General features: G+C 50.0%; 20 protein-coding genes. 12 read left to right on the forward strand and 8 right to left on the reverse strand.

Annotated elements, in window-relative coordinates; genetic code table 11:
* The first annotated feature begins 37 nt into the window (after positions 1–37).
* The 5 genes from Mal48_RS00455 (at position 38) to Mal48_RS23715 (ending at position 3260) form a co-directional block, all read left to right on the forward strand.
* Positions 38–553 (forward strand): hypothetical protein, encoded by a 516-nt coding sequence (locus Mal48_RS00455; protein ID WP_145195114.1) that lies wholly within the window; start codon positions 38–40, stop codon positions 551–553.
* 129 nt (positions 554–682) lie between these two features.
* Positions 683–910, forward strand: coding sequence for a membrane protein insertion efficiency factor YidD (gene yidD, locus Mal48_RS00460; RefSeq protein ID WP_231739810.1), 228 nt, complete (start codon positions 683–685; stop codon positions 908–910).
* Positions 911–1305: 395 nt separating this feature from the next.
* Entirely contained in the window at positions 1306–1971 is a 666-nt protein-coding gene (locus Mal48_RS00465) for a hypothetical protein (RefSeq protein ID WP_145195116.1), read from the forward strand.
* 131 nt (positions 1972–2102) lie between these two features.
* Entirely contained in the window at positions 2103–2996 is an 894-nt protein-coding gene (locus tag Mal48_RS00470) for a hypothetical protein (protein WP_145195118.1), read from the forward strand.
* A gap of 135 nt (positions 2997–3131) precedes the next feature.
* Entirely contained in the window at positions 3132–3260 is a 129-nt protein-coding gene (locus tag Mal48_RS23715; protein ID WP_261341963.1) for a hypothetical protein, read from the forward strand.
* A 92-nt stretch (positions 3261–3352) separates the two neighbouring features.
* Here the strand turns inward: Mal48_RS23715 and Mal48_RS00475 are convergent, their stop codons facing one another.
* Positions 3353–3670 carry a MazG nucleotide pyrophosphohydrolase domain-containing protein gene (locus Mal48_RS00475; protein ID WP_145195119.1) on the reverse strand — a complete coding sequence of 106 codons (318 nt, stop codon included), beginning with the start codon at positions 3668–3670 and terminating at the stop codon, positions 3353–3355.
* A 190-nt stretch (positions 3671–3860) separates the two neighbouring features.
* Here Mal48_RS00475 and Mal48_RS00480 point away from each other — a divergent pair, with 190 nt between their 5' ends.
* The 3 genes from Mal48_RS00480 (at position 3861) to Mal48_RS00490 (ending at position 6861) form a co-directional block, all read left to right on the forward strand.
* Positions 3861–5132 (forward strand): aldose 1-epimerase family protein, encoded by a 1272-nt coding sequence (locus tag Mal48_RS00480; RefSeq protein WP_145195121.1) that lies wholly within the window; start codon positions 3861–3863, stop codon positions 5130–5132.
* A gap of 220 nt (positions 5133–5352) precedes the next feature.
* A complete protein-coding gene (locus Mal48_RS00485) occupies positions 5353–6357 on the forward strand; it encodes an MBOAT family protein (protein ID WP_145195123.1) in 1005 nt (334 codons plus the stop codon).
* A 105-nt stretch (positions 6358–6462) separates the two neighbouring features.
* Positions 6463–6861 (forward strand): hypothetical protein, encoded by a 399-nt coding sequence (locus Mal48_RS00490; protein ID WP_145195125.1) that lies wholly within the window; start codon positions 6463–6465, stop codon positions 6859–6861.
* A 198-nt stretch (positions 6862–7059) separates the two neighbouring features.
* Here Mal48_RS00490 and Mal48_RS00495 read toward each other — a convergent pair whose 3' ends face one another.
* Both Mal48_RS00495 and Mal48_RS00500 read right to left on the reverse strand, forming a co-directional pair.
* Entirely contained in the window at positions 7060–10641 is a 3582-nt protein-coding gene (locus Mal48_RS00495) for a [protein-PII] uridylyltransferase family protein (protein WP_231739811.1), read from the reverse strand.
* Between the two features lie 276 nt (positions 10642–10917).
* Positions 10918–12048, reverse strand: coding sequence for an aldose 1-epimerase family protein (locus Mal48_RS00500; RefSeq protein ID WP_145195129.1), 1131 nt, complete (start codon positions 12046–12048; stop codon positions 10918–10920).
* Positions 12049–12652: 604 nt separating this feature from the next.
* On the opposite strand from Mal48_RS00500, the gene Mal48_RS00505 reads away from it, so the two are divergent.
* Positions 12653–13486: a glycosyltransferase family 2 protein gene (locus tag Mal48_RS00505; protein WP_145195131.1), complete on the forward strand. Its 834-nt coding sequence runs from the start codon at positions 12653–12655 to the stop codon at positions 13484–13486.
* Between the two features lie 283 nt (positions 13487–13769).
* Here Mal48_RS00505 and Mal48_RS00510 read toward each other — a convergent pair whose 3' ends face one another.
* The 4 genes from Mal48_RS00510 to Mal48_RS00525 all read right to left on the reverse strand — a co-directional run bounded on the left by Mal48_RS00510 (position 13770) and on the right by Mal48_RS00525 (position 18474).
* Positions 13770–14798: a 6-phosphofructokinase gene (locus tag Mal48_RS00510; RefSeq protein ID WP_145195133.1), complete on the reverse strand. Its 1029-nt coding sequence runs from the start codon at positions 14796–14798 to the stop codon at positions 13770–13772.
* Between the two features lie 295 nt (positions 14799–15093).
* Entirely contained in the window at positions 15094–16437 is a 1344-nt protein-coding gene (gene accC, locus Mal48_RS00515; RefSeq protein ID WP_145195135.1) for an acetyl-CoA carboxylase biotin carboxylase subunit, read from the reverse strand.
* Positions 16438–16618: 181 nt separating this feature from the next.
* On the reverse strand, positions 16619–17122 hold the full coding sequence (gene accB, locus Mal48_RS00520; RefSeq protein WP_145195136.1) for an acetyl-CoA carboxylase biotin carboxyl carrier protein: 504 nt from the start codon (positions 17120–17122) through the stop codon (positions 16619–16621).
* A gap of 248 nt (positions 17123–17370) precedes the next feature.
* Positions 17371–18474: a M24 family metallopeptidase gene (locus tag Mal48_RS00525; RefSeq protein WP_145195138.1), complete on the reverse strand. Its 1104-nt coding sequence runs from the start codon at positions 18472–18474 to the stop codon at positions 17371–17373.
* A 408-nt stretch (positions 18475–18882) separates the two neighbouring features.
* Here Mal48_RS00525 and Mal48_RS00530 point away from each other — a divergent pair, with 408 nt between their 5' ends.
* The 3 genes from Mal48_RS00530 (at position 18883) to Mal48_RS00540 (ending at position 24826) form a co-directional block, all read left to right on the forward strand.
* A complete protein-coding gene (locus Mal48_RS00530; RefSeq protein WP_145195140.1) occupies positions 18883–22833 on the forward strand; it encodes a secretin N-terminal domain-containing protein in 3951 nt (1316 codons plus the stop codon).
* 306 nt (positions 22834–23139) lie between these two features.
* Positions 23140–23976 carry a hypothetical protein gene (locus tag Mal48_RS00535; RefSeq protein WP_145195142.1) on the forward strand — a complete coding sequence of 279 codons (837 nt, stop codon included), beginning with the start codon at positions 23140–23142 and terminating at the stop codon, positions 23974–23976.
* A gap of 184 nt (positions 23977–24160) precedes the next feature.
* The gene (locus Mal48_RS00540; RefSeq protein WP_145195144.1) at positions 24161–24826 is read left to right on the forward strand and encodes a BON domain-containing protein; all 666 of its coding nucleotides are present in this window, start codon (positions 24161–24163) and stop codon (positions 24824–24826) included.
* A 95-nt stretch (positions 24827–24921) separates the two neighbouring features.
* Here the strand turns inward: Mal48_RS00540 and Mal48_RS00545 are convergent, their stop codons facing one another.
* Entirely contained in the window at positions 24922–26199 is a 1278-nt protein-coding gene (locus tag Mal48_RS00545) for a TFIIB-type zinc ribbon-containing protein (RefSeq protein WP_145195145.1), read from the reverse strand.
* Positions 26200–26287: the final 88 nt, after the last annotated feature.

Here is a 26287-nt window from a genome sequence, read left to right on the forward strand (position 1 = left end):
TCCCTATTCATTCAATATCAATGATTTAGACTCAAACATGAACGTTGCCCTTGTTCGCTATGGTGCGGTTCCTGAAGTCGCACGTGCCGGAATTCCCGCAGAGTTGACGATTCGTCGGGATGACGAAGTGATTGTCGAGACTCATCGCGGGTTGGAACCCGGAAAAGTGTTGGAGCTCATCAAGCCGCCGGTAGAGCCTGGCGTGGAAGTGGTTGAGCCGAGTTTTCAGATTCAACGTTTGAAAACAGAAGCAGATTGCCAACAGGAAGTGATTCTCAGAGAACGAGTTCAGGCCGAATTCGACGACTGGTACCAACGGATTGAAGACTGGGGGCTTGATCTCCAGCTGATCGATATCGATTGGACACTGGATGGAGAAAAGCAGATTCTGTACGTCTTGAACGAACGTGGTCCCGAATGCACAAAGTTGGCATTGCAGGCTGCAGCTGCCGGATTGGGCATTATCGAAGTCCAACCAGTTGGTGAAGATGGGCCTGTGGCGATGCCTTCGAGTGGTGGTGGAGGGGGCTGCGGGAGTTGCGGATCTCACTGATGCCAGAATTGCCACTGATTTTGGGCACTGTGTGTGGTGTGGACTCGCGACTTGTCATCAAGTCGAGGCCAGCGGTCCAAAGGTAATAGGAAATCTGAAATCGACAACCTTGGCTTCTGGGATCGTCTTGTGAAGATTCTCTACCAACTTCCTTCGTTTCTGCTAATCCTCGCTGTGAAAGGCTACCAGATCACATTAGGTCCTTTCCTGGGAGGAAGATGTCGATTTGAGCCATCTTGCAGTGTATACTTTATTGAGGCGGTCAAAAAATACGGAGCAATCCGCGGAGCGACCAAAGGTCTTCTTCGGATTTGTCGTTGCCATCCATTTAGTCGGCCTGGCTACGATCCTCCGTAATTCCTGAAAGCCTTAAGTCGTACAATCGATACAGTCACTCTCAGTTCCCATCGACTCTGCGTCATCGTCGAAACTCAGGCACTTCTGTCTCCACTTTGGTCTATGAATGCCGAAAACTGTCGATATGGAGTTCTCTTTTCGAGAATTCCAGCTGATCAGTTCGAGCTTCGATGTGATTTGTCAGGAAGAAACATCTCACATGGAATACCTTAAACTCGTTGACAATTAGATTTTCGCAGTCGTACTATCACGAAACATCTTATTATTCCAATTCTGACCATGTTTCATGGTGTCGCGCAGCGATCTCCAGAGATTTCTAGCTCTGGAGGATGTGAACGCATCAAAGATTCCTTAAACTCCTTTTCGTCCAGCATTCAATCAGGTAACTCTCTGGCATGACGAAAATCAGCAAAATTCTCGCTGTCTTTGTGGCAGTCGCCAGTCTTTCCTTTGTCGGATTCGCCATCGCGACGACCTTTGGCGGTCCCGATTGGATAGACGTCATGGATGCGCCGTATTTCCAGGATTACCAGATTTCCCGTTCTGTCGGAGCGGATCCATCCTGGACTGCGACACGTGGAAGTGACGGGGGACAAGTTGCGACGTCCAAAGTCTTACCTGAAGTTCTCAGCAAAGTGATGGACGAAGTTTATCAGAAGCAGCAGCAAGAACTTCAGGAACTGCAAGCCAGAGAACCGATTCTACAAACTCGAAATGAGCGGCTCAGCAAGTTGCAGGAAGTCGACGATAAAGCGCTACAGGCATATATTGATAAGCTGCGAGTTCGGATTGCCGACCTGACCCAGCAGGAGAGTGACCTTACGTCGAAGGTCACATCGATGGCGGAAGAGGCTCAAAAAATCGAACGACAGGTTGTCTCACGTCGGGAAGATATTTTCCGATTGAGTCAACAGGTGGAAGAGTTAAAAGCCGATTTATTTCGACTGAAAGAAATTCGCGCCCAGTTGCAAGACGTCAATTTCCAACTGAACGAACTTCTCATTCGTGCAGATGAACGAAATCAGCTTTTGACCAAAGAATACAATCCAAAGCCACAGTAATTGATTTAGAGCTCGACTGAAAATTTTGAACACTGGCTTCGCTTAAAAATTTGAGAAGCCATCATCAAGTTTCAGGATTTGTGCAGATATTGAAGTGAGTTTCTCCTCAGAGATCACGTTCGGAGTGAAAAATGTCATACGTCGGAAAAATTCTGGTAGTCGTTCAGGTGGTTCTCAGCCTCCTGTTTATGGCCTTTGCTGGAGCTGTGTACTCCATGCACCAGAACTGGCACTCCAAGTATGTCGCAGAACAGACTCAAAAGAATGAGTTGCAGACTGCCAAGCAACAAGTCGAGCAAGAGCTCGCACTTGCTCGACAGGACCATGCGACGAAACTCGCCGAAGAAAAAGCTCGAGCGGATCGATTCCAGGCATTGAATCAAACATTGGATGCCCAGAACAAAGGTCTGGCGATCGAAGTTGAGAAGAAAGAAACTCAACGCGAAGAGCAAACCGGTCTTGCCATGGCCAAGCAACAGGAAGCTGTCTTCCGACAACAGGAAGCAGAGAAGCAGCGAATCGAAAACGATAAGCTCCGCGTTGCCTTGGACACCGAGTCTGCTAAAAATCGCGATCTTCAGGATCAGGTCTTCACTGGAAACGTCAATCTGGAAGAGTTGCGTGCTCGCTACGACAAGATGCTTGAGAAAACAGCCTACTTAGAACGTGTCGTCGCTGCACACAATCTGGAAACCGATCCCGATGTGGTCGAGAAGATGAAGCTTCCTCCGCCACCTGTCGAAGGGTTGGTCATTGATGTCAGTAAGAACCGGGCCAATCGCATTGAATTTGTCCAACTCTCAATCGGCAGCGACGACGGACTCATCGTCAGCCACGAACTCGATGTCATTCGCCTCAATGAAGATGGGACATCGGATTGGCTTGGACGTGTTCGAGTTGTTGATATCGAACCCAACACCGCTGTTGCACGTGTCATCCTGCCAGCAAAGAACGGCATCATTCAGAAGAGTGACACTGTCACGTCCAAACTCGGGCAGCCAGCAGTCAGCCTTTCTTCGAACTAGAACCAGTCCGAAAACCCCTGAAATAGCCACTTTTCTCAACACTTGAGAGGGCAATTTCAGGATCAGTTCAAATACTATTCCCCGGATCGAAGATCCGATTTCCACTTGAATTCAATCTTTATCGGGAGTCCAATCATGGCACGTGGAGAAGACGCAGCACCAGACATTTACGTTGGCCTGTTGTTTGTGGCAGTCGCATCACTCATCACAGGATGCATCTTTCTCGCCCTGGAACTGCAAAGTTACGGCTGGAAGTTCAATTAAGCGTATCAACGCTTGCACAGAGCCGATCAATTCACAAAAAGCACGCTTCTTAAAGCGTGCTTTTTGCATTCACGATTTATCATTTCTCTCCATTACGGTTTCTCTTCGATCCGGCAGTTGCAAACCATCTCTCCGCATCCCGGACAACCGTTGCCATATTTTTCGATGACAGCCTGTTCCAGATCGATGTTGGCAACGTTTGCAATCGTTGCCAGCCAGGCAAGCACATCGGCGAACTCTCTCGCAAGTTCTTCAGGCGTCCCTTCTCGCAATGCCGCAGCCAATTCTCCGACCTCTTCCATCAACCACATGAACGTTCCGTCGATGCCACGTTGTTCGTCCTTAGACGAATACATTTTCTGAATCAGTTCCTGAAGTTCTTTCAGCGACATCGTTCTGGGGGCGTTCATAATCAAATTCGTGTTGAAAATTCTTGGCTGACAATCTTCGCAGTATGGTAGCGAAACACCAAAAGAGTGTGCATCATCCCGGGGCGAGCGTTTTAACAATAGCAGGTTCTCGGTGCACAACGTTGCAGTTCTCAGAGAGGCAGTAGATGATGGAGCCGATTTTCTCACTTGTTTTCCTTGAGGGGTTTCCATGCAGCTGTTCCGATCGTCTCTGTGCATCACTTCATCTCTTCTCTTCGCCATCATCGTCATGAATTCGGCCTGTCAGGGAGCGGATGACTTTCACCGTTTTACAATCACGAACACCGCTGAGAAGCAATACGTCGATTCGATAACGCTATCGCCCAAGGACTTTGGAGGCGTGGCTGCCGATTCCAAATGGCGAGTACGCAAGGAAATTCTGCGAGGGGGAAAACAGGAAGGAGTCGATCTGATTACTCTCGACAACGGGCGAATGAAAATTCGCATCATCCCGACTCGTGGGCTGAGCATTCTTGACATGCAGGTCGGAGATTTCAGGCTCGGTTGGGAATCCCCTGTTAAAGAGGTCGTCCATCCTCAATTTGTCGATCTCGATACCCGTGGCGGACTCGGATGGCTCGATGGATTCAATGAGTGGATGGTCCGTTGCGGGCTGGAGTTCGCCGGTCATCCGGGAACCGACAAGTTCGTCGACAACACGGGAGCCGAGGCCGAGATGGAACTGACGCTGCATGGTAAAGTGGGCAACATCCCTGCATCTGAGGTGGAATTGCGAATTCAAAAAGAAGCTCCGCACCGAATTACGATTCGTGGAACTGTTCATGAGCGAATGTTCTTCGGTCCCAAACTCGAACTCATCACCGAAATTTCAACAGTCCCCGGTTCTCAGGAAATCACTGTTTCTGATTGGGTGACCAATCGCGGAGCCGGCGATCAGGAATTGATGCTGATTTATCATACGAATTATGGGGCACCTCTGTTGGAAGAAGGAGCCGAGCTGCTTGCTCCGATTAAGTCTCTCGCCCCGATGAACGAAACTGCCATTGCCGGGCTGAAGGATTATTCGACATACGCTGCTCCAACTCCGGGATTCAGCGAGCAGGTTTTCTTGACTGAACTCTTTGCGAATGCAGATGGAGAAACAACCGTTTGCCTGAAAAGCAAAAGTGGTCAACGAGCGGCATCGATCAGTTTCCAGACGAAGCAGCTTCCCTACTTCACCATCTGGAAGAACACGACCGCCAAAGCAGATGGCTACGTCACCGGACTCGAACCTGGAACGTGCTTCCCGTTCAACCGTCGAGTCGAACGCCAATTCGGCCGCGTTCCGAAATTGGCTCCGGGGGAAACACGGCAGTTCTCGCTCACTTTCGGCCTGCATCTCGATGAGAAAGCTGTTCAGGAAATCACGCAGGAAATCAATCAAATCCAGGACGGACGCAAACCCGAAATCAGCCAGACTCCTCCCCAGCACGATTGAGCGGCAGTGGCTGAGGGGGACTGGAGTTCGCACAGATCCATGAGACAGCACGAGTAGAACATTTTCATTATTGGGGCGAGAAACCTTTAGGAGAATAAACGAAACAAACATTGTGAACCCAGCCCCTTGCTTACGGTTTTCATAGAAGAAGTGGGATGCAGTGGGCGAAACGATCTTTGATCGCTTCCCACTCGTTTGCGAAAACTGTCAAAGGGAACCGATGTGGACTGCAATGAACAAGTCGAGTAGAGGAAAAGTCCCGCCAGCGGAAATTCAATCTTCGTCTATTCGCTCTGCCTCGTGGCGAGGAGTCTACAATGGGATGAGAGCGGCCTTCACGGGTCTGATCAGCACTGAAAATGCTCCGATCACGATCGCGGGATTCGCTTTCGCTTTGATCACCTTTTTGGCGATCAACCTCAGCACAAAGTTGCTGAATCCGAATTGGGTCTTCATGTGGGCTATTGCAGTCGTCGTGTATGGGACTTGTAAAGTGCTCACATGGATGCGAGCCCAGCCTGCTGGCAATTGGAGGAAGTCACTCGTTTACCTGTTTTTCGAACCGGGACTCAACGCCAAACGATTTCTGTCAGACCGCTCGAAAGTCGTGCTCCCCTGTCGGAGTGAATGGGTTTGTGCGTCGATATTTTTCCTCGTCGGAATCCTCTCTGTTGCGGTGATCGTGCCTGCGATTGCAATTGAGCAGAGGTCCCTGACCGCTACGGTCGGGATGATCGGAGTCGTATTGATACTCCATTTCGGGTTTCTGGACTTACTTTCGCTCACGTTAAGGAGTGCGGGATTTGCATCGACGTCGTTAATGAATGAGCCATGGCGCGCGACGGGCGTGGCCGATTTTTGGAGTCGTTGGAATACCGGATTCCGTGACCTCTCACGAGAATTTATCTTCTATCCGCTGGTGAGAAGGAAACAGGCACAACTCGGACTTTGGGCAACTTTTCTCTTTAGCGGATTGGTTCATGATCTCGTGATTTCAATACCCGCTCATGGAGGCTACGGGTTGCCGACTCTCTATTTTTTGATTCAGGCCTTGGCGATCAGCTTTGAACGATCCCGCCTCGGAAAGACTTTACAGCTCAATCGCGGTTGGACCGGCTGGTTGTTCACTGCGATGACAGTCTTGTTACCGGTCTCGTTACTAGTTCATTTCCCGTTTCAGGAAAACGTCATCATTCCGATGTTGAGAGACTTAGGAAATTTTTAATTCTTGTGGTGTCTGTGAATCTCATTTTTTCTGATTCCATAGCCAGCTTGCTACGAGGACGAACGTAGAGATCAATTTAGGATTTGCTCCAGGAGCTATCGAATCATGACCAGTCAAATGTTTGTTGTCCTTGGGATTCTTCAGCTGGGAGTGCTTTTCGCATCCGCGCTGGTTCCATTTCAACTCAGTTGGAAAGAGGACTTGGCTCCTCTTCCGAAACTGCATCGCCAACTCTTCTATGTGTACGGTGGATATGTGGTTCTGGGAATTGTGACCTTAGGCCTCATTTGCATTGTGGCTGCAGATGATTTGGCTGAAGGGTCGCTGCTCGCAAAAGCATTCTGTACTTACGGGATGCTTTTCTGGGGAGTTCGCCTCTCGCTTCAGGCAGTGCTGGAGGCCAAACCGTTCCTGACGACCTCACTCTTAAAGCTCGGATACCACGCACTCACCGTTGTCTTTTTGCTCTCAACGATTCTCTTTGGAATCGCGGTTTTCAACTGAGCCGATCAGCGGGACAATTTGAGCAGTTTGCTCTACCGTGTGCCCGTGAAGAATGCATTACTTTAGAACCAGTCCGAAAACTTCTGGGATAGCTGCTTTTCTCAATGATTGAGAGAGCAATTTCAAGTTTCAGGATCAGTTCTAATTAAAATGCTGTTCGCCACGAGACAGATCCTGCAAACCAATTCGAAAGATGCTCTAACGGGGTCGATTAGTGGAACCGATTAGCTGTTCAAACTGAGGGATGAACTCTCTGACCGCGAATGTTTGTAGTTCAATTTCGCTGTGGAGGTCCTTCTGTTTGAAGCCCAGCCTTTTGGCGAGAAACTCAAACTGTTCAGTTTCGTGATGCGGAATCGTGAGGTCGCTGGCGTCTCCGCGAACCATTCGCATTCCGTCAATGAGTCGCCTTAAAAATCGGTAGGCGTCTCGGAGTTTGACTCGCTGGTCTGAAGAGAGAATTCCCTGCTGTTCCAGCCCTTTCATCGCCAGGCGGGTGTTCGGTTCGCGAATCTCTTTGGAGAGATGCCCGAATGTCATCTGTAGCCCTTGAATGAGATACTCGCAGTCAACTAACCCTCCCGGGCTTAACTTGGCATGAAAAGTTCCCGGTTTCACAAGTTGACGAATTTGCTTCTCTCGAATTGCTCGCATCGCAGAAAGGTCAAAAGGCTTGCCGGTGTAAATGAGTCGGTCTCGCAGGTCGACGATCTCATTACCGTAAGTTTGGTCCCCGGCAATCGGGCGCAGCTTGACCAAAGCCTGTCGTTCATATGGCCATGCAGGTCCATCCAGGCTGAAGTAGTTTTCAAATACTTTTTGAGAGACAGCCAGGCTTCCCGCATTTCCGTATGGTCTCAGTCGCAGGTCTATTTCGAAGATTCTTTTTTCCCGACTGTAGATCGACTTCTGGAATTGTTCGACGAGTCGCTGAAAGAATTCCGCATTGGAGATTCGTTGTGGGCCACTTGTATGGCCCTCGTGATCGTAGAGAAACATCAACTCGATATCAGAAGCGTAGCCGAGCTCAGAACCCCCGCATTTTCCCAACGCACAAAGAGAGAACTGAGCTTGCTCTCCCCGGTCGTTTTCCGGGCGACCGTACTTGGAATGAAGCCGAGACAGGCAAAGTTCGACAGCTGCTTCGACGACTGTCTCAGCTACAGCTGTCAGTTCTCGCGAGAACATTCCAAACTCAGATTGCAATTCAAGAATGTGCCGCATGTCGACGCGCATCATGGCCCGGTCTTTGAACTCATTCAAAACCTTGCGTCTCTGAGTTGGTGCAACATCTCTGATTTTTTCCGAAAGTTCTTTCGACAACTCTTCTCGGGTTCTTGGATGCTGCAGGCCTGAGAGGTCCGTCACAACTGGAAATAAATTGTGATGCTGCAAGCGGAGAAAATCTTCCCAAAGAAATTCGCTGAACCCTAAGAGTTTTGCGATCGCCTTCAAGACGTCCGGTTGTTGAAGGCGTTGCATTTGATCAATCCAGTCCTCTTGCTCAAAAAGGTTGGTTAGCAAATCACGGAAGTGTAGGAGTGCCTTCTCAGAGTTGGGGGCATGTGGCAGGAAATGTGTGAAATGTTTGATGAGCACAATTGTGGCACGAAGGTGATTTCGTTGAACCTCATCAAGAGCAGTATTTCCATTTGGCTCTTCAATCCAAAGCGTATCAATGGCGTGTGTCCCGTCAGATTCAACAGTCATCCGATTGATCGAATACCCATTGACGGAGATGGCGTTGGTCAATTCGAACAAGAACCCCGGGACATCTTCACCTTGAATATTTAAAATCGTCGAATTCGATTTCTCATCTTGCTCGATGGAAATTTCTACAGGCAGCAACGGTTCGGAGAGATCTGGTTGAGACGGAATGGTTTCAGCGAGTCGTTGCACCAGTTCTTTCTGAGCGGCGAGAACATTTCCGGCGAGTGAGAGTTTGAGCAGCGCGTTCAATTCTGTTTTAAACTGGCTCCAAACGTCATTCTCTTGAAGCGATTGTCCGGATGTTGCTCTGACACGAAAGCGATTGACGAAGACAGATTGTTCGCTCGCAGTAGAGCGAATCGTTTCAGATGTTCCAGAGATGATGTCGAAACCATAGACGAGCAACAGCCCACAAAAGATGGGGACTTCGCCGATATGGTGGTAGCCGACGAGGCATAGCTTGTGTTCGGATTCACCCGTAGTGCGGACTTCCATCGCGACGACGTTGGAGTCGCTCAACTGCATTTGAAGAGCAGGGGCGTCGAACGATTTTGTTTCGTGCGATGAGTTTATCGAAGAGGGTGTGGCAGCTTCAGGAGCAGCCGGCTGCTGGTCTCTCCGTTGTCGCAGATGTTTGTCAAAAATCTCTTTGACAGCTTTCGTTTGGTTTGCATACTGTTTCAAAAACAGTTCTGAATTCGGGAAATCGAGTCGACGAGCCAGGTAGTTCAACTCACGTTTCGACTCAGGTAAAAAATATTCGGGTTGGTTATGCATCAATTGCAGCGAGTGTTCGACTGTTCGCAGCATCACATATGCGGAGCTTAAGGTTCGGTATTCCTGAGCATGAAGCAAGTTTGCTTCGGAAAGGTAGATCAAACTTTCGAGCGTCCCGACTCGACGAATATGAGGCAATTCGTTTCCGTGAATGAATTGAAGATACTGAACAAGAAATTCAATATCACGGATTCCACCTGGTCCACCTTTGACGCCGTGACGAGTTCGGAATTGACTTGAGATCTTCTCTTCGATTTGGTCTTTCATCGCTCGGACGGACTCTCGCACCACTTCCGGATCTGCGCTGAATGCCTTCTTCTTCACTCGTTCAAGTACTTCGTAGCCAAGCTGAAGGTTCCCTGCAATTGTTCTCGCTTTCAGGGTCGCTTGTCGCTCCCACAATTCTGCGTTGTTTTTATAGTAAGCTGAATAGGCGTCAGCAGTGGTTACCAAAGGACCAGAACTCCCCCATGGTCGCAGTCGCATATCGACTCGGTAGAGAAACCCCTTGGGGGTAAAATCCGAAAGAACCTGTATCAATTTCTGACCGATACTTGCGAGTCGATCTGGCTGCTCCTCGCAAAGAAAGACTAAGTCGATATCAGAGCTGTAATTAAGTTCCAGGCCTCCCAGTTTTCCGAAAGCAATGACTGTGAAGTCAGAGGCTTTCAGTTGTTCGATTCGCAAAATTTCTTTCAAGGCGATTTGTACGATCGCATCTGCAAGGGACGAGAGTTGCAGCGTGACGGTTTTTAAGTCCATCAAACGAAATGTGTCACAAGCAGCAATGCGAAGAATTTCCCATTGCTGAAATGTCCGCAAATGGATTTTTAGATCATTAAGCGAATCAGAGCTTGTGAGGCTTGCCTCAGCGTCTTTTAAAAAGTCCTCTCGACTTTTGAATTCGGCAAGGCGTTTGTACTGCGTGAGGCGATTCAGGTATTCAGGATGACGTAACAAAATCTCAGTGAGAAACTGGCTTCCGACAAAGAGGCGAGTCAGGATTTCGATCGAACGTGGGCTTTTGACGAACGCTTGAATCATTTGTTCGCGATTATCAATCGCGTTGAGAAACCTTTGAAAGTTTCGCAGTGATCGATCGGGATCGGCTGTTTCGGATAAGGAGTACAACAGCGATGGAAGTATCTCTCCAAGCGACTTCAACTGTTGAGGCGACTCAGCGATCGATCTCAGCCCGAGTAGTCCGTCAACTGGATCTTCCAAGCCAACAAATGAGATAAGTTCAACCAGTCCGGTCAACTCTTCGTCACTTGCCGTGAGCAACAATCTCACCTGAGCAGCTTCTATCATTTGTACAGACTACCGAATCTGGACTCGTGTCGCGTTCACTCTGAATAACAGGTCGAATCACGTCTCATGAGTCCACCAAAGAGTGCTCCAAATTCCTCAAACTGCATGGCCTTCAGAGCAGTTTCGTGTGTTCTGATTCAGTGAAATCATTTGATTAGAGCAGTCTGCTCTATCGTGTGCCCGTGAAGAATGGATTTCTTCAACAAAAAAATGTTGTTCGCCACGAGGCCGGACCTGCAAACCAATTCGAAAGGTGCTCTAGCGAATCGAGGAGTATGGTGAGACAGGTTGTGGGCAGATTTCTGGAGTTGAATCTCCCTGGATTTTTGCAATTCGGTCACGAACGCTTGTCACTTCCTTTGAGTTTGGGTGGACTGCCAGCGTTAATTCGACATCGTAGGTCGCTCCTGGTTGGAGGTCGATCACGCGTCCTTGTGCTCGTTCAAAGGATTTGAAATTCGGGAAGTTTGTGCCCGGTTCGAATCCTGTCACATACCCGTCTTGCAGTGCCTGTGTGCATTTCCATTGCGAGAAGCAGGGAAGTTGTTCTTTTTTGAATTCCAGGCTCACTCCATAGTCGCCGCTTCGGGATTCCAAAAGTGCAACAGAATTTCCGTTGGCATCTGCGAGTGGTTCCATGAAGTACACCTGTTCGGTGTAACCTTGAGTGGGGGCAAGATAGGTTCGATACTCCTGAACATCCTCTGCTGATCGAGGACTGTTTGGAACAACCTGCGATGCCGGGATCGTCAACTTCGCTCCCTCTTCCAGAATGGGACTTCCGAAATTGGTGTGATACAGGATTTCCAACTCGGTCGAAGCAGATCCCAGGTTTGTGATTTGATCTCGAATTGTGAATGACTTTTCGCCAAGCTTCATCGTAATTCGAGATGTCAATTGCAACTGTGGGCCAAAGAGTGTTGTCTCATCGACAATTCCAGAAACGCCGATTTCTCCGTTCTCGTCTGCAATAAACTTGACTGAGTGAGCCGGGATGTTGGCCACTTTTCCATGGAGCGTCAAATCAGATTCAATTGAGCTGGCCATCTTTTCATCTTGGCCGGGAGGACCGTTAAAAGAGAGGCCACAGCGGCACATCAGTTCATTGAATCCATCAAGCCAGCCTAGACCATTGCGGCTCTTGGCGTTGACGAAAGCTGGATGGACAGGGTTACGAACTGGGGAGTCCCAGCCGATTCTCTTCTCGCCCAGTTTCGCCTGCCAGACCCCCATTCCACGCGTTGGAAAAACATGGAACGAGAAGTCCCCCGATTGAATCTCAACAACTTCCACACCTGCGGAAAGCCCCTCCTTGAATTGGCCTTTGCGGATTGCCCATTCTACTGGAGTTTTCCCAGAGTGAACTGTTTGATATTCAACGTGTTCCATTTTAGAAAACCAATTCAATAGTTGATTCAGTCGGTTGAGCAGGCGAAAGCCAGTACGAAGTTGGCTCAGTTTTTCTGAGTTCCTCTGCGGTTGAATTCGAGTATAAGCGTTGGTGTTGAACCCCTTCAACGACTACCGTCATAATCCTTTCAGGTTGTAGCAGCCAGATTATTAGCAGAGTCCCGGTAGTCATATGTCCCCCTTCATTGAAATGGGCTCACCTTGACTGAGTTTTTCGGCTAGATTTGGGCAAAGACAATCACGTAAGCGTCGATGCCAAGGACCTGTCCCGATACAGTTTCCCAATATCGGTCGTATAAGCGATCGCCTCGGATCGAGTCTGGCCCACATTCAGAAGCTGGGCGGGGACTCTGATAAGATACTGACAGAATCAAGTGTGGAAGTGACGACAGGGCAATTCCTGAATGGTCGATTCCGCAAAGCATGAATGGGTTGTTAAAAAAACGATTGGTTCAGCGATCAAGAGAGTTTGAAGTGATTGCATCGCCAGTCTCGCCCTGATGACCGAGTGTGAGACAATTATTTAGATGGGAATCGGTTGGGCCTGACAGCTGAATCTCCAGACACGAGACAGAATTGGATCATGGATAACCAGCAAAATTTTCACGATGACGCACCTGCCTATTCACTGGAATGGTACAACACGCTTAAGAATGTGTTGGGAGAAGCTGGCTGCCGGCAACTCGGGATCTATGCTCTCCCGGACGACTATGTCCTCTCCGTTGTTATCCCGATTTACAACGAACGAAATACGCTTCCGGATTTGCTTGATAAAGTACGTGAAGTGCCGATTCGCAAAGAAATCGTGTTGATCGATGATTGCAGCCAGGACGGGACTCGTGAACTGTTGCAAGAGTACTCAGAACGAGACTGGAATGATCCCCTGAATTCGATCTCGGTCCATTTCCATGATGTGAATAAAGGCAAAGGAGCTGCGGTCACGACTGGCTTCTCGAAGGCGACAGGCGATGCCGTCATCATTCAGGATGCCGATCTTGAGTATGATCCATCAGAAATTCCGCGGTTGCTGCAACCGATCGTGGATGGTCGAGCAGATGTTGTTTTTGGGAGTCGCTTTCTCGGTGATCAGCCACACCGCGTACTCTATTTCTGGCACTACGCCGGCAACAAGTTCCTGACACTCCTCTCAAACTGCTTCACCAATCTGAATCTGACCGACATGGAAACCTGCTACAAGGTCTTCAATAGAGAAACGATCCAGGCTCTCTGGCCGAAACTGCAACAGCAACGATTCGGGATCGAACCAGAGATGACCGCCAAGGTTGCCAAGATGGGGTGTCGTATTTTTGAAATGTCCGTTAGTTACAATGGACGAACATACGAACAAGGCAAGAAAATCGGTGTCCGTGACGGCTTCAACGCCCTCTACTGCATTGTTCGCTACGGACTGTTTTAGGATATTTTCAATCCTTGTCATGCCCGTGATGAAGATCGCTTTCATGGTTTCGCAGACTGGTCGCCACGAAGCAGAACGTAAAGACCTATTCGAATAAATCTATAAGATAAGCCGCATACTCAAAAACGAGTATGCGGCTTGATTTTTGTGATCAGTCGAGCCCCGGCGAATGGCTGGATTTCGACTCTCACACATTCTGAGAGAGATGTATGCGTTCAACCTCTAGGAGATTGCAAGATTCCAATTAGCACTCTCCAAGAGAATATGAAGCACGAAAGATGCTCTAGGTCAAGAACTCGCGAGCTTCGTCCATGAACTCTGGGTAAAGTGTTCGCATAGTGCCAACAGCTTCTTCTAGTGGAACTGCGACGATGTGGAGTCCGCGTAGGGCGACCATTTTTCCGAAATCACCGTTGTTGGCTAATCGGGCGGCGTGAATTCCGAGTCTTGTTCCCAAGACGCGGTCGTATGCACTTGGTGAACCACCACGTTGGAGGTGGCCGAGTGTGACGTCGCGAGTTTCGATGCCTGTTTTCTCTTCGATCAGTTTCGCGACACGTTTTCCAATTCCGCCCAGGCTGACGTGGCCGAAATCATCAACTTCTGCATCTTTCGTGATGAACTCGTCGCCTTTAAGCTTGGCTCCTTCGCTGACCATCACAATGCCGTAAGTTTTTCCGGCAGCGCGTCGATCTTTGAGCCGTTGGCAAACGGCATCGAGGTCCACTTCTTCTTCCGGAACCAAAATCGCATCGGCAGAACAGGCGATGCCTGCGAAACAGGTAATCCAACCTGCGTGCCGTCCCATGACTTCGACGACCATCACCCGTCGGTGTGACTCCGCTGTGGTGCGGAGTTTGTCGACGGCATCCTGAACGGTATTCAGGCATGTGTCGAAACCGAATGTGAAATCGGTACTGCTGAGATCGTTGTCGATTGTTTTGGGGCAACCGATAGTTGGCAGGTTGAAGTCACTGTAAAGTTTGCTCGCAACACCGAGTGTGTCATCGCCACCAATTGCGACAAGGCAGTCGAGGTCCAATTTTTTGAAAGTTTTGACGACTTCCTCAGCGAGTCCCGGCTCTTTGTATGGGTTGGTTCTTGATGAACCAAGGATTGTTCCACCAACAGGCAGGATTTCATCTGTTTTCATCGGGTCTAACTCGATGAAATTTCCTTCGATTGCGCCTCTCCAACCTTCGAGAAGGCCGATGGTTTGGCCGCCAGCGTTATGGATTGTCCGAACGAGTCCACGGATGACCGCGTTTAATCCTGGGCAATCTCCTCCACCCGTTAAACATGCAACTTTCATATCAAAGGCTCCTGATGTTGGGGCAAGCGTTTCACGCGGAATGCGTGGTGAACAATATAGAATGGGGCTTCCGGCGCGACATCCTAGAACCGGCAGCTTAGGCAATCAAGCGTTCAAGTGAGACGTCCTGACTCAGAGAGAGTCTCGTTCAGCCAGTAAGAATCATGTTCTTGCTGGAATTATTGAGCCTCCTCTGAAAACCTCTATTCTGAAGAGTTTTCTCAGTCTTAGAGAGGTCTGATTCAGGTTTTTGTCAGTTCTTCATGCAGCAGGAATTCTCAGGTTAGGTTTGAGCTTACCAAGTTCGCTCGACGAATTTTGTGTCACCTTGACCACTTTTGAATACTGGGTGGTTCAAAATCTTCTTGGCCAGGGGGATCGTAGTTTTGATGCCGGGGCCGTTAATCTGGAATTCATTGAGCGCACGAAGCAGGCAGGCGATGGCTTCTTCACGTGTTGGTTTATGAACAATCAGCTTTCCGATCATTGAATCGTAATACGGGCTGATCGTGTAGCCAGCGTAAACATGTGAATCAAAACGGACTCCCAAACCGCCGGGGATTCTTAAATCCTCAATGAGTCCAGGGCAGCCACGGAAGTTTTGATCCGGGTCTTCTGCGTTGATGCGGACTTCGATGGAACATCCGTTGCAAAGAATTTCTTCCTGAGCGAAGGAGAGTTTCTCGCCAGCAGCGACTCGAATCTGTTGTTGGATGAGATCGATTCCCGTGACCATCTCGGTGACGGGATGTTCCACTTGGATACGGGCATTCACTTCGATGAAGTAATAGTCATTGTTTTCATCGACGATGAATTCCACAGTTCCTGCATTATAGTATCCGGCATTTTTGATCAGCCGTGTGGCGGCTTCGCAAATGCTTTCGCGGGTCTCAAGTGGGAGGTTCGGGGCAGGGCTTTCTTCAATCAGTTTCTGATGCTTCCGCTGCATCGTGCAGTCGCGTTCCCAGAGGTGAACCACGTTTCCGTGTTGATCGGCGATCACCTGAACTTCAACGTGTCGAGGCTTCTGCACGAACTTCTCAATATAAACTCCGGCGTTTTTGAACGCTTTCTCCGCTTCTGCAGAGGCTGCTTTGAGTTCAGTCAGAAGCATTGATTCGTCAAATGCCGGACGAATCCCTTTTCCGCCTCCTCCTGCTGTCGCTTTGATGAGAATGGGGTAGCCGATCTCATTGGCGACACGTAAAGCCTCTTCATCACTGGTGATCAGCCCGTCGCTACCTGGGACAACGGGGACCTCAGCTTCGATCGCGATCTGCCGTGCTTCGACCTTATCGCCCAGTTTGCGCATCGCTTCATGCGGAGGCCCGATAAATTCGATATCGGAATCTCGGCACTGCTCCGCAAAGTCTGCGTTCTCCGCCAGGAATCCATATCCGGGGTGGATCGCCTGTGCTTCGCCTAATTCGGCGGCAGCAATGATGTGCTCGATTTTCAGGTAGCTGTCGGTCGAAGATGCGGGACCGATGCATATCGCTTCATCAGCGAGATCCAGGTAATGGGCACCACGATCTGCCTCACTGAAGATGGCAACAGTCCCAATCCCCATTTCCTGACAGGCACGAATGACTCGAAGTGCGATTTCGCCACGATTGGCAATGAGAATCCGCTGAAACATGGCGTCAATAGACCCCTAAAAAGTCGGGCACAGAAAAGTGCCGATGTTTGTTTGAAACGCTGGTCGTTGGCAACACAACGTTTGATAACGAATGATGTCAGTTTAAAACTGATCCTGAAACCTGAAATTGCTCTCTCAAGCATTGAGTAAAGCGGTGGTTCCAAAGGTTTTCGGACCGGTTCTAGTTCGGTTTCACAAGGAACAAGGCCTGCCCATACTGAACGGGGTCTCCGTCTTTGAGCAATACTTTGGCGATGGTTCCTGATGTGTCAGCAGGGATTTGGTTGAAAACTTTCATCGCTTCTACGATGCAGACAACTGTTTCCTTAGTGACTTGATCTCCCACCTTGACGAATGCAGGATCACCGGGAGTGGGGGACTGATAAAATGTTCCCACGGTTGGGCTGTTGATCTCGATTAGACCATCGTTTGCAGCGGGAGCGTCTGTTCCTGCTGAACTCGATGCTGCAGCGACAGGAGTTGCTGCAATCGGGGGAGCCTGAGTCGCAATCGGAGCCGCTGCGGGCACGGGCATGACACCTTGCGGACCGCGCCGTAGGAGATATTTTGCTTCTCCCTGGTGCAGCTTCAGTTCAGTAACATCATGTTTTTCCATGAGCTCCATCAACTGCCGCAGCCCGTCGATATCGAATCCTGTTGAGTCCGACTTCGCTTCGCGAGCCATAATTCTTCCTCGACAAATAACACTTGGTGACTATTGAATTCTTCAGTTTTCACGCCGATCGAAATGGTCGAGTGATCATGAAGGAAATGTTCAGGACTATGAAGCCCTAACAAGGCTGCTAATAATATTGTGATTCACTCTGTTTTCGATCACTTGCACAGGTATTGTTAGACTAAATAATCCAAAAAACTTGATTTTGACCTCTCAAACACTGAGGAGGTCCTGCTGCGTCGGAATTCGGAAAGGTTCTATACGTTAACGTGGACGTTGTCCCAATCCTTTGGTACGGAAGACAATACATCACATCCGCCCTCGGTGACAAGCACATCATCTTCAATCCGCACACCGCCCCAGCCGGGAAGATAGATGCCCGGTTCCACTGTGACAACCATTCCAGCTTCCAAGAGTGAGTCAGAACCCTGAGAAAAACGTGGAAGCTCGTGAATATCGAGCCCAATTCCATGACCAAGACCGTGGTCGAAATAGTCTCCAAATCCAGCCTCTTTGATGTGTTCCCGTGCGATAGAATCGATCTCCTGGCAAGAAACCCCCGGAGCAATTTTCTCGATGGCGAGTCGTTGGGACTCCAGAACAGTTTTGTAGACTATCTCAAACTGCGGGTCGTTGAACTCTGCTGTCAGCATCGTTCGGGTCAAATCTGACTTATAGCCCGAATGAGTTTGTGCTCCCCAATCGACCAGCAGAATCGGAGAGTCGGCAATCCTCAGTTTTCCGGGGCGGTAATGTGGCAGGGCGGAGCGGTCGCCGACAGCGATGATCGGATGAAAGCTCAGTTCTTCGCCCCCAAACTTTCTCACGGCATGTTCGAGCTCGTATGCCAGATACTGTTCAGTGGCGTCGGGAGAGAGAATTTCGAGTAAGTAGGCGAATCCCTGTTCTGCGAGGTCGACTGCCTCACGGATGTCAGCAACTTCAGCCTCATCTTTTACTGCTCGAAGTTTTTCAACTTCCCAATTCACCGGGACAAGCTCAATTCCGGAAAGTGCCTGAGCAATGACTTGATAAACCTCGATCGTAAGAACATGCCCTTCAAAGCCCAGCATCTTGAGATTTCGCTCTTGCACCTTTTCAACGAGTGCGTCGGTCATTCTTGTTTTCGAACTTCGGATATGGAGTTCGACTCCGGGGCACTCTTCTTCAAGCTGGATGATGTATCGAAAGTCGCTGAGGATTAACTCTGAATCCGGAGTGACTAACAACCATGTGCTATCACCAGTGAAGCCGGTGAGATAGGAGACATTTTTCTCCGCTGTGATGAGGAGGCTTTCCAGGCCTGTTTGACTCATCATTCTTCGCAAGTTCGTTCGTCTTACGTGGAATCGATCGTCCATGTTACGAGGGTCCGTTATTCAGGTTGAACAGGCGACTCCCGGTGCGTGCTTTGAAGACCAGGACCTGGTTTTGGATTTCGCGTGAAGGACGCCTGTGGACTTGGGAAATCTTCATGAAGAGTACAGGGTGGCTCAGAACATGTGTAGGTCTATTGTCTGGAACGCTCGCTCGTGGATGGGAAGGCTGAGAGTGGCAACTCCGGTAACTCCGGCAGTTTTTGCTGATTCATTCTGGTGATATTACGGGTGATTTAAGGTTGCATCAATTGCCACTCTTACGGAGATGAAGAAAGTTAAGCTCAATAAGCTGCGTAGACTTTGCCGATAGTACCGATTGTATGGTCACTCCGGGAGAAGATATGGAGTGACCACGCGCGGAATAGACTGGCCTCAATACTCGAAAGTCACATGATGCGACTTTTTTCATTCTCCTGGCGTAAACATCTGGCGACTCCTGCTGTCTGCTGTCTGTTTGCAGCTTCAGCGTGGACCTTGGATGCCTATTCTCAGGATTCGCAGTTCGCTGCTGAAAAGGCAGAAGCCGAAGCAGAACATAGTTCGTCTTGGGATCGAGAGAAATCGGAATCTCGAAATATCCGTTTGAACTATGTCTCGACTCCGTGGTCCAAAGTGCTGAACGACCTGGCTGAGAAATCCGGGTCCACACTCATCATGCATGATGTTCCACCGGGGAAGTACTCGCGTCGGGATTGGAGTCGGCATGCGCGGAAAGAGGCTGTCCAAATTTTGAACCGGGAACTTGAACCCAAAGGGTTTCGGATTCACGTCAAGAATGAATATCTGACTGTCATGCAGTCACGGAGATCCCGCCCGGAATATCAACGTCCAGTGGCACCCCGCCCGGAAGAACCACGTCCGGTAACGCCACGTCCGGTAACGCCACGTCCGGTAACGCCACGTCCGGTAACGCCTCGTCCGGTAACGCCTCGTCCGGTAGAACCACGACAAATCCCAGAGGTTGCTCAGCAAATGCCGGCGCGTCCAGTTGGACAATGGGTCAGTCCTCCAGAAAATGTCCCGGCACGTCCTGTTCAAACATTAAACACAAGAGTCCAACGGCCAGACACCTTTGCTCGCGGAACATCTTTAATTCAACGAGCCGGATTCGAAGAAGAACAATCGCAATCGGCACCTGCCGAGGTCGGGACGCTGGCGATTTCTCCAAAGAATCGCCCTGCGTTGGACATTGCCAAACAGATTCATAAAGCATTCAAGTCACGTTCACAACTCGAAAATGCCGGACCGAACGGACTCCCTGCTTTTATTGTCAGCCATGCAATGGAGGACGATAACGCAGGTGAGACGCAATTCACAGTTGAGATTGATACCGCAGGCAACCGCTTGTTGATCACAGCGACTGAAAATGTCCAGCAGGGGCTGAAGTTGCTAGTTCAGCGGATTGATGTCAATCCCCTGACAGGGAAAGAGCTTCCCACACTCGTTTCCGGTAATGGTTCTACCGCACAAATTGGCAAGCAGTTGCAGCAACCGTTGCGAATGATCAGCCAAGCACGGCAACGCTCTGAAATTCTCGGAACAGGCCCAGGAGGGCAGCAGCACGCCAATCCTTTGGCAGAGGGGCCAATGCTCGCTCAAGCTGAAGGTCAGCCACAACCTGGGACACCAAATGCTGCTCCTTCGGAAAATCAAAACCCAATGCCAGCCGCTCCCGGGAGTGGAGGAATTTCCTCTGATCTTGTTGGGAACTTGAAGGGCGATGTCACTATTGAAGCCCTGGACGATCTCGATTTGCTGATCCTGCGAGGAAACGCAGGGGACGTCAATGCGGTCATGGAAGTGATCCAGCGAATCGAGCAATTGGCCTTGGGGAGCCTGCCGGAAATTCATTTGCTGAAATTGCAGAATGTTGATTCTCAATCACTCGCACAGTTGATGAACGATGTCTACGAACAACTTTCGGAACTTCGCAGTGACAACGCTCAACAGAAAGCAGCGAGCGTCAATGTTGTGCCAGTTGTGACTCCTAATGCGATCTTGATTCTGGCTCCATCGAATACAATGGAAGCGATCCTGCAACTCGCAGAGGAATTGGATCAACCCGTCGACCCGAGTCACGAAGTCGAAGTCTTCCGACTCCGACACGCCATTGCATCAAGCGTGGTTACGATCCTCGAAGGATTCTATGAAGAGCAAGTTGGGCTGGGGACGAGGCTGAAGGTCGCAGCCGATGCGCGAACGAATTCGGTTGTCGTTCAAGCACGGCCGCGCGACCTCAGCGAGATCGCTTCTGTCATCAAGAAAATTGATGCCGATGAAGCGGCCTCTGTCAACCAGATGAAAATTTTCAAGCTCAAGAGTGCGCTCGCGGATGAATTGGCTGAGTTTTTGAACTCTGCGATTCAAAGTGTCAGCGATCCCCGAGCTTCAACTGTGGGACAAACACAAACAGGGCAGGGGCAACAACAGCAGACTGACCCGAAATCTGTCGTCTTAGAGTTCCTGGCTGAAGATGGCCAACAGCTGGCACGTTCCGGATTGCTCTCCGATATTCGTTTCAATGCCGAAACGAGAACGAACAGCCTCGCGGTGACAGCTCCGGCCCAGAGTATGCCGCTCATTCAAGAATTGATTCTTCTTCTCGATCGCCCGAGTAGTGCGGTTGCGGATGTCAAATATTTTCGACTGAAAAACGCCGACGCCCTCGACGCTGTCGAAATGTTGACGAGTCTCTTCGAAGAGAACACAAACAACAATAACAACAACAATGAAAGTTCATCGGGAATTCAACTCGTTGGTGCGACCGATACTTCGAGTTCGCTGCTTCCGTTGAAATTTGTGGCGGATGCTCGGACGAATAGTGTTGTCGCAACCGGGGGAGCGGATGCGTTGATTATTGTCGAGAACCTGCTGTATCGGCTTGATGCAACTGATCCACGAACGCGAACCACGAAAGTGATCAAGCTCATCAATGCTCCGGCTGCGGACGTTGCTGATGCGATCAATGTGTTCCTGCAATCACAAAGAGATTTGGCCACGATTGATCCGACCCGGGTCAGCACCAGCCAGCTTCTTGAGCAGGAAGTGATCGTGACACCGGAAGCGATCTCCAATAATTTGTTGATTAGCGCTACGCCGAAATACTTCGAAGAAATTGAAGCCCTCGCGAAGCAACTCGATGCAGAACCGGCTCAGGTTGTGATTCAGGCTTTGCTTGTTGAAGTCGCACTCGATAACAACGACGAATTCGGTGTTGAGCTTGGATTTCAAGATCCGATCCTCTTCGAACGCAGCGTGATTGATAACCTGCTGACGATTACGGAAACCATTTTCGATAATCAAGGAAACCCGACTTCAACCGCAACGCGAATTGTTTCTCAGGAAGCAACACCGGGGTTCAATTACAACAACCAACCCCTTGGCGGGAATAACGGTCCATTGGCCCAGCCTGCTCACGTCGGCACGCAAGGGTTGAGCAGCTTCTCGCTGGGCCGCACAAACAGCGACCTCGGCTACGGAGGTCTGGTCCTTTCAGCAAGTTCAGATTCTGTAAATGTTCTGATTCGTGCTCTGGCAGCCAGGCGGTCGGTCAGAATTTTGAGTCGTCCGCAGATCCAGGCATTGGATAATCAGCTTGCCCAAATTCAGGTCGGTCAGATTGTTCCAGTGACTGATGGGATCACACAAACTCAGACGACAGTTTCTCCTCAAATTCTTCGAGATCCTGCCGGGATCATTTTGACTGTCACCCCGCGAATCAGTCCCGAGGGACAGATCGTGATGGAAGTGGTCGCAGAGAAGAGTAAATATACGGATGAAGGGGTGGAAATTTACACTGATGTCACAACAGGCACAGTGATTACGGCGCCAGTCAAAGATATTTCTACTGCTCAAACAACCGTGAAAGTTCAAGACGGGCAGACGATTGTCCTCGGGGGAATGATCACCGATACGGAAGATGTTCTCGAACGTAAAGTACCGTGGTTAGGAGACCTGCCGTTTATCGGGCAAGCGTTCCGATTTGATTCGCAAGCGACTCAACGAACCGAACTTCTGATCTTCCTGACTCCGCGAGTGATCCATAACGGTTCTGTGTCAGAGCATATCAAACAAGTTGAAGCCAATCGAATTCACTTCTTCCAGGAAGAAGCTGAAGAGATTCACGGTCCTTTGATGGGAGTCCCATTCGAGACCGGAGAGTACATCGACAGTCAAGAATACCAGGGCGCTCCGCTCGATTTTGCACCAGGGGAAATCATCGTCCCGCAGGCCATTGATCCGGCAGCTCCTCCCGCTCCAGCCCCACCGGCTGTGGACTTGGAGACATCGTCAGAGACCAATGGCGTGTACCGACTGAACACGATCAAGAATCTCCAGTGATAGAGCATCTTCTGAATTGGTGTTCAGGTTCTGCCTCGTGACGAACAGCAAGTTTTAGAGAAACGGGTTCTTCACGGGGATACCGGTAGAGCAAACTGCTCTACCGGGAAGCAGGGCCAGATTAGAGTCATTCCAAAGACTGTTTTGCGTTCTGTCTCATTGCGAGCAGCCGATGCAATCGCGAAAGCGATATTCACGGGGGACAAGAAACGTTGGGAATGCACAAAGAACGAGGGAACCGGCGCGAGAGTGAGTCGTGTGACAGCGGAACATCCCGATGCACACACAGATCTCAAGAGGGACGTTATGAAGTTCAATCATCAATTGCTGTTGCTTGTGTCTCTGGGAACGCTATTAAGCGGATGTCAGATGATCACCTCGGTCAATCAGCATCTGCCGTTTGCCGCGAAATCACCAAGCCGAGCCCACGGGACACCGGTCGAGATGATCTGTTTATGGGAAGCTGCCGAAGGAAATGGACTGAACAATCAGCCCACACGCGGCTTTGCCGGACAAGTTCTGTTTTTTGATCAAAATGGTGAAGAACCGGTTGAGGTGCATGGGGACGTCGAAATCTATCTCTTCGACGATCTTGGAACCCCCGAAGAACAGTCGAAGCCGATCTACAAGTATGAGTTCGAAAAAGAAGTTTTTGAAAGCTTCAAAACCGAGACCAATCTCGGGATCGCTTACCAGTTGTTTGTCCCTTATCCAAAGAAAAACACCTACGAAGTCAACTGCTCGATTCGCGTCCGTGTCACGCCGGATTCGGGGCGTGCCATCTATTCCAAAATGGCGCAAGTCATGCTGCCGGGAACCCAACCTCCTGCTCGAAAATTGCCCGTAGCTCAGCCCGTCAATCGCGTTGAACAAGCAAGTTTTGAACAACATGTAACCTCAGAAGCTCCCAAAGCTGCTTCGCTTGAAGAAATCGAAGCCTACTTCGGACAAGCTACGCTTCCCAAACCAAAACCGAATCTCACCGCCGAAAAGCAACGTCTGAAATCGGCTCTCTCGCGAGTTGTGGATCAGGGGCAGGCAACAATGAATCAAGCACCACTCGATTTGACGGAAGCGCCAACGCATCCTGTTCAAACCTTGCAACCAGCCCAGCCGGAAGTACACCCACTCTTGAGCGAGTGACGCAAAGGAACTCAAGGAGATTTCGCCTCGGTCGATCCGTTTACAGCGATGGTTTACAAAATGACGCCTGAAATGTGCTGGATTCTGGCGAGTTGTGAGAAACAAATGCTTGCATCCGGGGTTGAAATTCGATGAAACTATAGGGAGACGTCTCCTCATTCAATCGGATTTCTGAGGTCTTCAGATGTTATTTCGTACTCTTTCGCTCACTCTGGTTCTGGTTTGTTTTACAGGGATCAGCGATGTTCACGCCCAATCTCTGTTTGGTGGAGGTGGAACCGGTGGGACCACTGGAGGAACAAATACCGGTGGACGTGCCACGGGAACAACTGGGGCTCAAGGGCAATCGACATCAGGGATCGATACTGGACAGACGATTGGAACGACAAATCTGAACGCAGCAGACGGAAGTTTGAGCGCAACGGTCGGACAGGGATCCTTTGTCGGTGGCCAGAACAGCGGAACATTCGTTGGTAATCGATTTACCGGTCAAACGGCAAGTCAGGGGACAAGTGCTCAGTTCGGAGGATTGCAAAACAACAACCAAACTCAGAATCGCAGCACTCAACAGCAAACAGACCGGAAATCTGTCCGGCCCGTTTTTCGGATGGCCTTTGTTGCCCCCACACTCCCGCAGCAGGAGATTGAATCTCGCCTGATTGAGACCGCGATCGCATTACCACCGATTGTCGCTGGCAGTTCGTCGATCAACATCCAGGTTGATCCACAGGGACAAGTCACTCTGAGTGGAGCTGTCGGAACTGAGCGAGAGAGAAAGTTGCTCGAGTCTTATGTCCGTATGGAACCGGGTGTCCGTGGTGTCAAAAATAGTTTGACAATCAAAGAGTAAGCGTGAACGACCGGTGTCAGTGAGAGTTTGCAAAACTCAAAAACTGCTGTTGGGCAGCTGATTTCACCGGCGAAGAGTTGCTCGGAGTTACTTCGTTACTTCTGGTCGTCAGGTGATTGGAAAAGGTTGATGAATCTTTGAGGGTCAAGGAGCGTCTCGGTCCAGGATTTCTTCTTGGCTGAAAAGTTGTTCCAGACCTGTCCGACGTATGGTCGATACGTCGACTGCACAACGCTCAAAAAACCTTCTTTGCGGAGTGTCGTTAAAGCGTCTTGATAATGTTGCAGGATGTTTCTTTGCAGCAAGCTTCCGACAACTTTTACCCCAGTGACGGCACTCGTGCTCATCATGGATGCCTGATCGACAGTTTGCATGGCGACGGCGGTCGCTGCCTCGAACAGCGTGACGTTCTCTTTTGTTGCCGTTGCGCTGAGGGACTCCCAGTATTTACGAACTTCGCTTTCGGGAAGCAATTTTCGTAAGTCGGCCCGATTCGCAGACTCGCGTGTTTCCGCGACGAACTCCCGCAACTCCACGATAGAAAGCGGCGGTTTGTCAAACTTTGAGGCCATGTTTCCACTCGTATTCTGGATCGCATCGAGGATGTCATCCACATTATGAATCGTGGAGGACTCATCAATGATGCCCTGCTTTTCGAGTTCGACGGCCAATTCCTTCAGATATGTTGACGAGCCGTAGGCGATGTCACTGACGGCAGCCAAAATCCACATCGGTGAGACATGCAAGGTCGCAATCCCGGCAAGGTCGACGAAGTTGCCGATCGCTTTCTTGGCAAGATGTTCTCCGGCGTTGTCGTCGCCGGGAGTCTGTGATTCGAACCCGCCCACGGTCTCAGTCAGGAAGGTCAAAGAGTTGTGGATGGCGACTTCGTAAGATTTCGAATTCTGGAAAGCTTGCGGAATCATCAGCTGAGCTGCTTCTCGCAATGTTCCGGCGGTCATCCCGACAGCACTTCGCAGAACCCGCTCAGGCATAGAAACACCGTAAAGCAGCGATTTTACGAACCCGGGATTTTCAATCGCCACTTCTTCTGGAAGTGTCGAGTCCGTTTGAAGGTCAGCGACCTCTTGATTGACCGCTGCGGCATCAGTCCAGGTTCCTCCGCAAGCTGGACAAGTCTGCTTGATGAGTGGTGCGACACCTGTGCTGTCCATGGGGGCCAAACAGTTTGGGCACGAAAACAGAACCGCGTCCAATGCTTGAGGCTTGGCAAATGTGGCGTTTTGAGGTTCAGGAGGGGTCTCCCCACGCACAAACTGCCCGCTGCATCTCTCGCAGCGAAGCACCATTTGGTCGTCATCCAACGAGACCAGCAAGGTCCTGCAATTCGGACAGATCGCCATCGATTGCATCAGCGTTTTCCAAATTTTGGTGTTTCCGAATGTTTGTCCTGTCCGTGAAGCTTACTTTATGACTTCAAAGACTGCTCGCCACGAGGCA

It is taken from the genome of Thalassoglobus polymorphus (assembly GCF_007744255.1).
Lineage (GTDB): Bacteria > Planctomycetota > Planctomycetia > Planctomycetales > Planctomycetaceae > Thalassoglobus > Thalassoglobus polymorphus.

Excerpts from the sequence above, each read along its gene's own strand:
- Mal48_RS00525 (WP_145195138.1), bottom strand. The coding sequence starts at position 18,474 with ATGGACGATCGATTCCACGTAAGACGAACGAACTTGCGAAGAATGATG.
- Mal48_RS00530 (WP_145195140.1), top strand. The coding sequence starts at position 18,883 with ATGATGCGACTTTTTTCATTCTCCTGGCGTAAACATCTGGCGACTCCT.
- Mal48_RS00465 (WP_145195116.1), top strand. The coding sequence starts at position 1,306 with ATGACGAAAATCAGCAAAATTCTCGCTGTCTTTGTGGCAGTCGCCAGT.
- accC (WP_145195135.1), bottom strand. The coding sequence starts at position 16,437 with ATGTTTCAGCGGATTCTCATTGCCAATCGTGGCGAAATCGCACTTCGA.
- Mal48_RS00535 (WP_145195142.1), top strand. The coding sequence starts at position 23,140 with ATGAAGTTCAATCATCAATTGCTGTTGCTTGTGTCTCTGGGAACGCTA.
- Mal48_RS00505 (WP_145195131.1), top strand. The coding sequence starts at position 12,653 with ATGGATAACCAGCAAAATTTTCACGATGACGCACCTGCCTATTCACTG.
- Mal48_RS00475 (WP_145195119.1), bottom strand. The coding sequence starts at position 3,670 with ATGAACGCCCCCAGAACGATGTCGCTGAAAGAACTTCAGGAACTGATT.
- Mal48_RS00500 (WP_145195129.1), bottom strand. The coding sequence starts at position 12,048 with ATGGAACACGTTGAATATCAAACAGTTCACTCTGGGAAAACTCCAGTA.
- Mal48_RS00485 (WP_145195123.1), top strand. The coding sequence starts at position 5,353 with ATGTGGACTGCAATGAACAAGTCGAGTAGAGGAAAAGTCCCGCCAGCG.
- Mal48_RS00480 (WP_145195121.1), top strand. The coding sequence starts at position 3,861 with ATGCAGCTGTTCCGATCGTCTCTGTGCATCACTTCATCTCTTCTCTTC.
- accB (WP_145195136.1), bottom strand. The coding sequence starts at position 17,122 with ATGGCTCGCGAAGCGAAGTCGGACTCAACAGGATTCGATATCGACGGG.
- Mal48_RS00545 (WP_145195145.1), bottom strand. The coding sequence starts at position 26,199 with ATGCAATCGATGGCGATCTGTCCGAATTGCAGGACCTTGCTGGTCTCG.
- Mal48_RS00470 (WP_145195118.1), top strand. The coding sequence starts at position 2,103 with ATGTCATACGTCGGAAAAATTCTGGTAGTCGTTCAGGTGGTTCTCAGC.
- Mal48_RS00510 (WP_145195133.1), bottom strand. The coding sequence starts at position 14,798 with ATGAAAGTTGCATGTTTAACGGGTGGAGGAGATTGCCCAGGATTAAAC.
- Mal48_RS00455 (WP_145195114.1), top strand. The coding sequence starts at position 38 with ATGAACGTTGCCCTTGTTCGCTATGGTGCGGTTCCTGAAGTCGCACGT.
- Mal48_RS23715 (WP_261341963.1), top strand. The coding sequence starts at position 3,132 with ATGGCACGTGGAGAAGACGCAGCACCAGACATTTACGTTGGCCTGTTG.
- Mal48_RS00540 (WP_145195144.1), top strand. The coding sequence starts at position 24,161 with ATGTTATTTCGTACTCTTTCGCTCACTCTGGTTCTGGTTTGTTTTACA.
- Mal48_RS00490 (WP_145195125.1), top strand. The coding sequence starts at position 6,463 with ATGACCAGTCAAATGTTTGTTGTCCTTGGGATTCTTCAGCTGGGAGTG.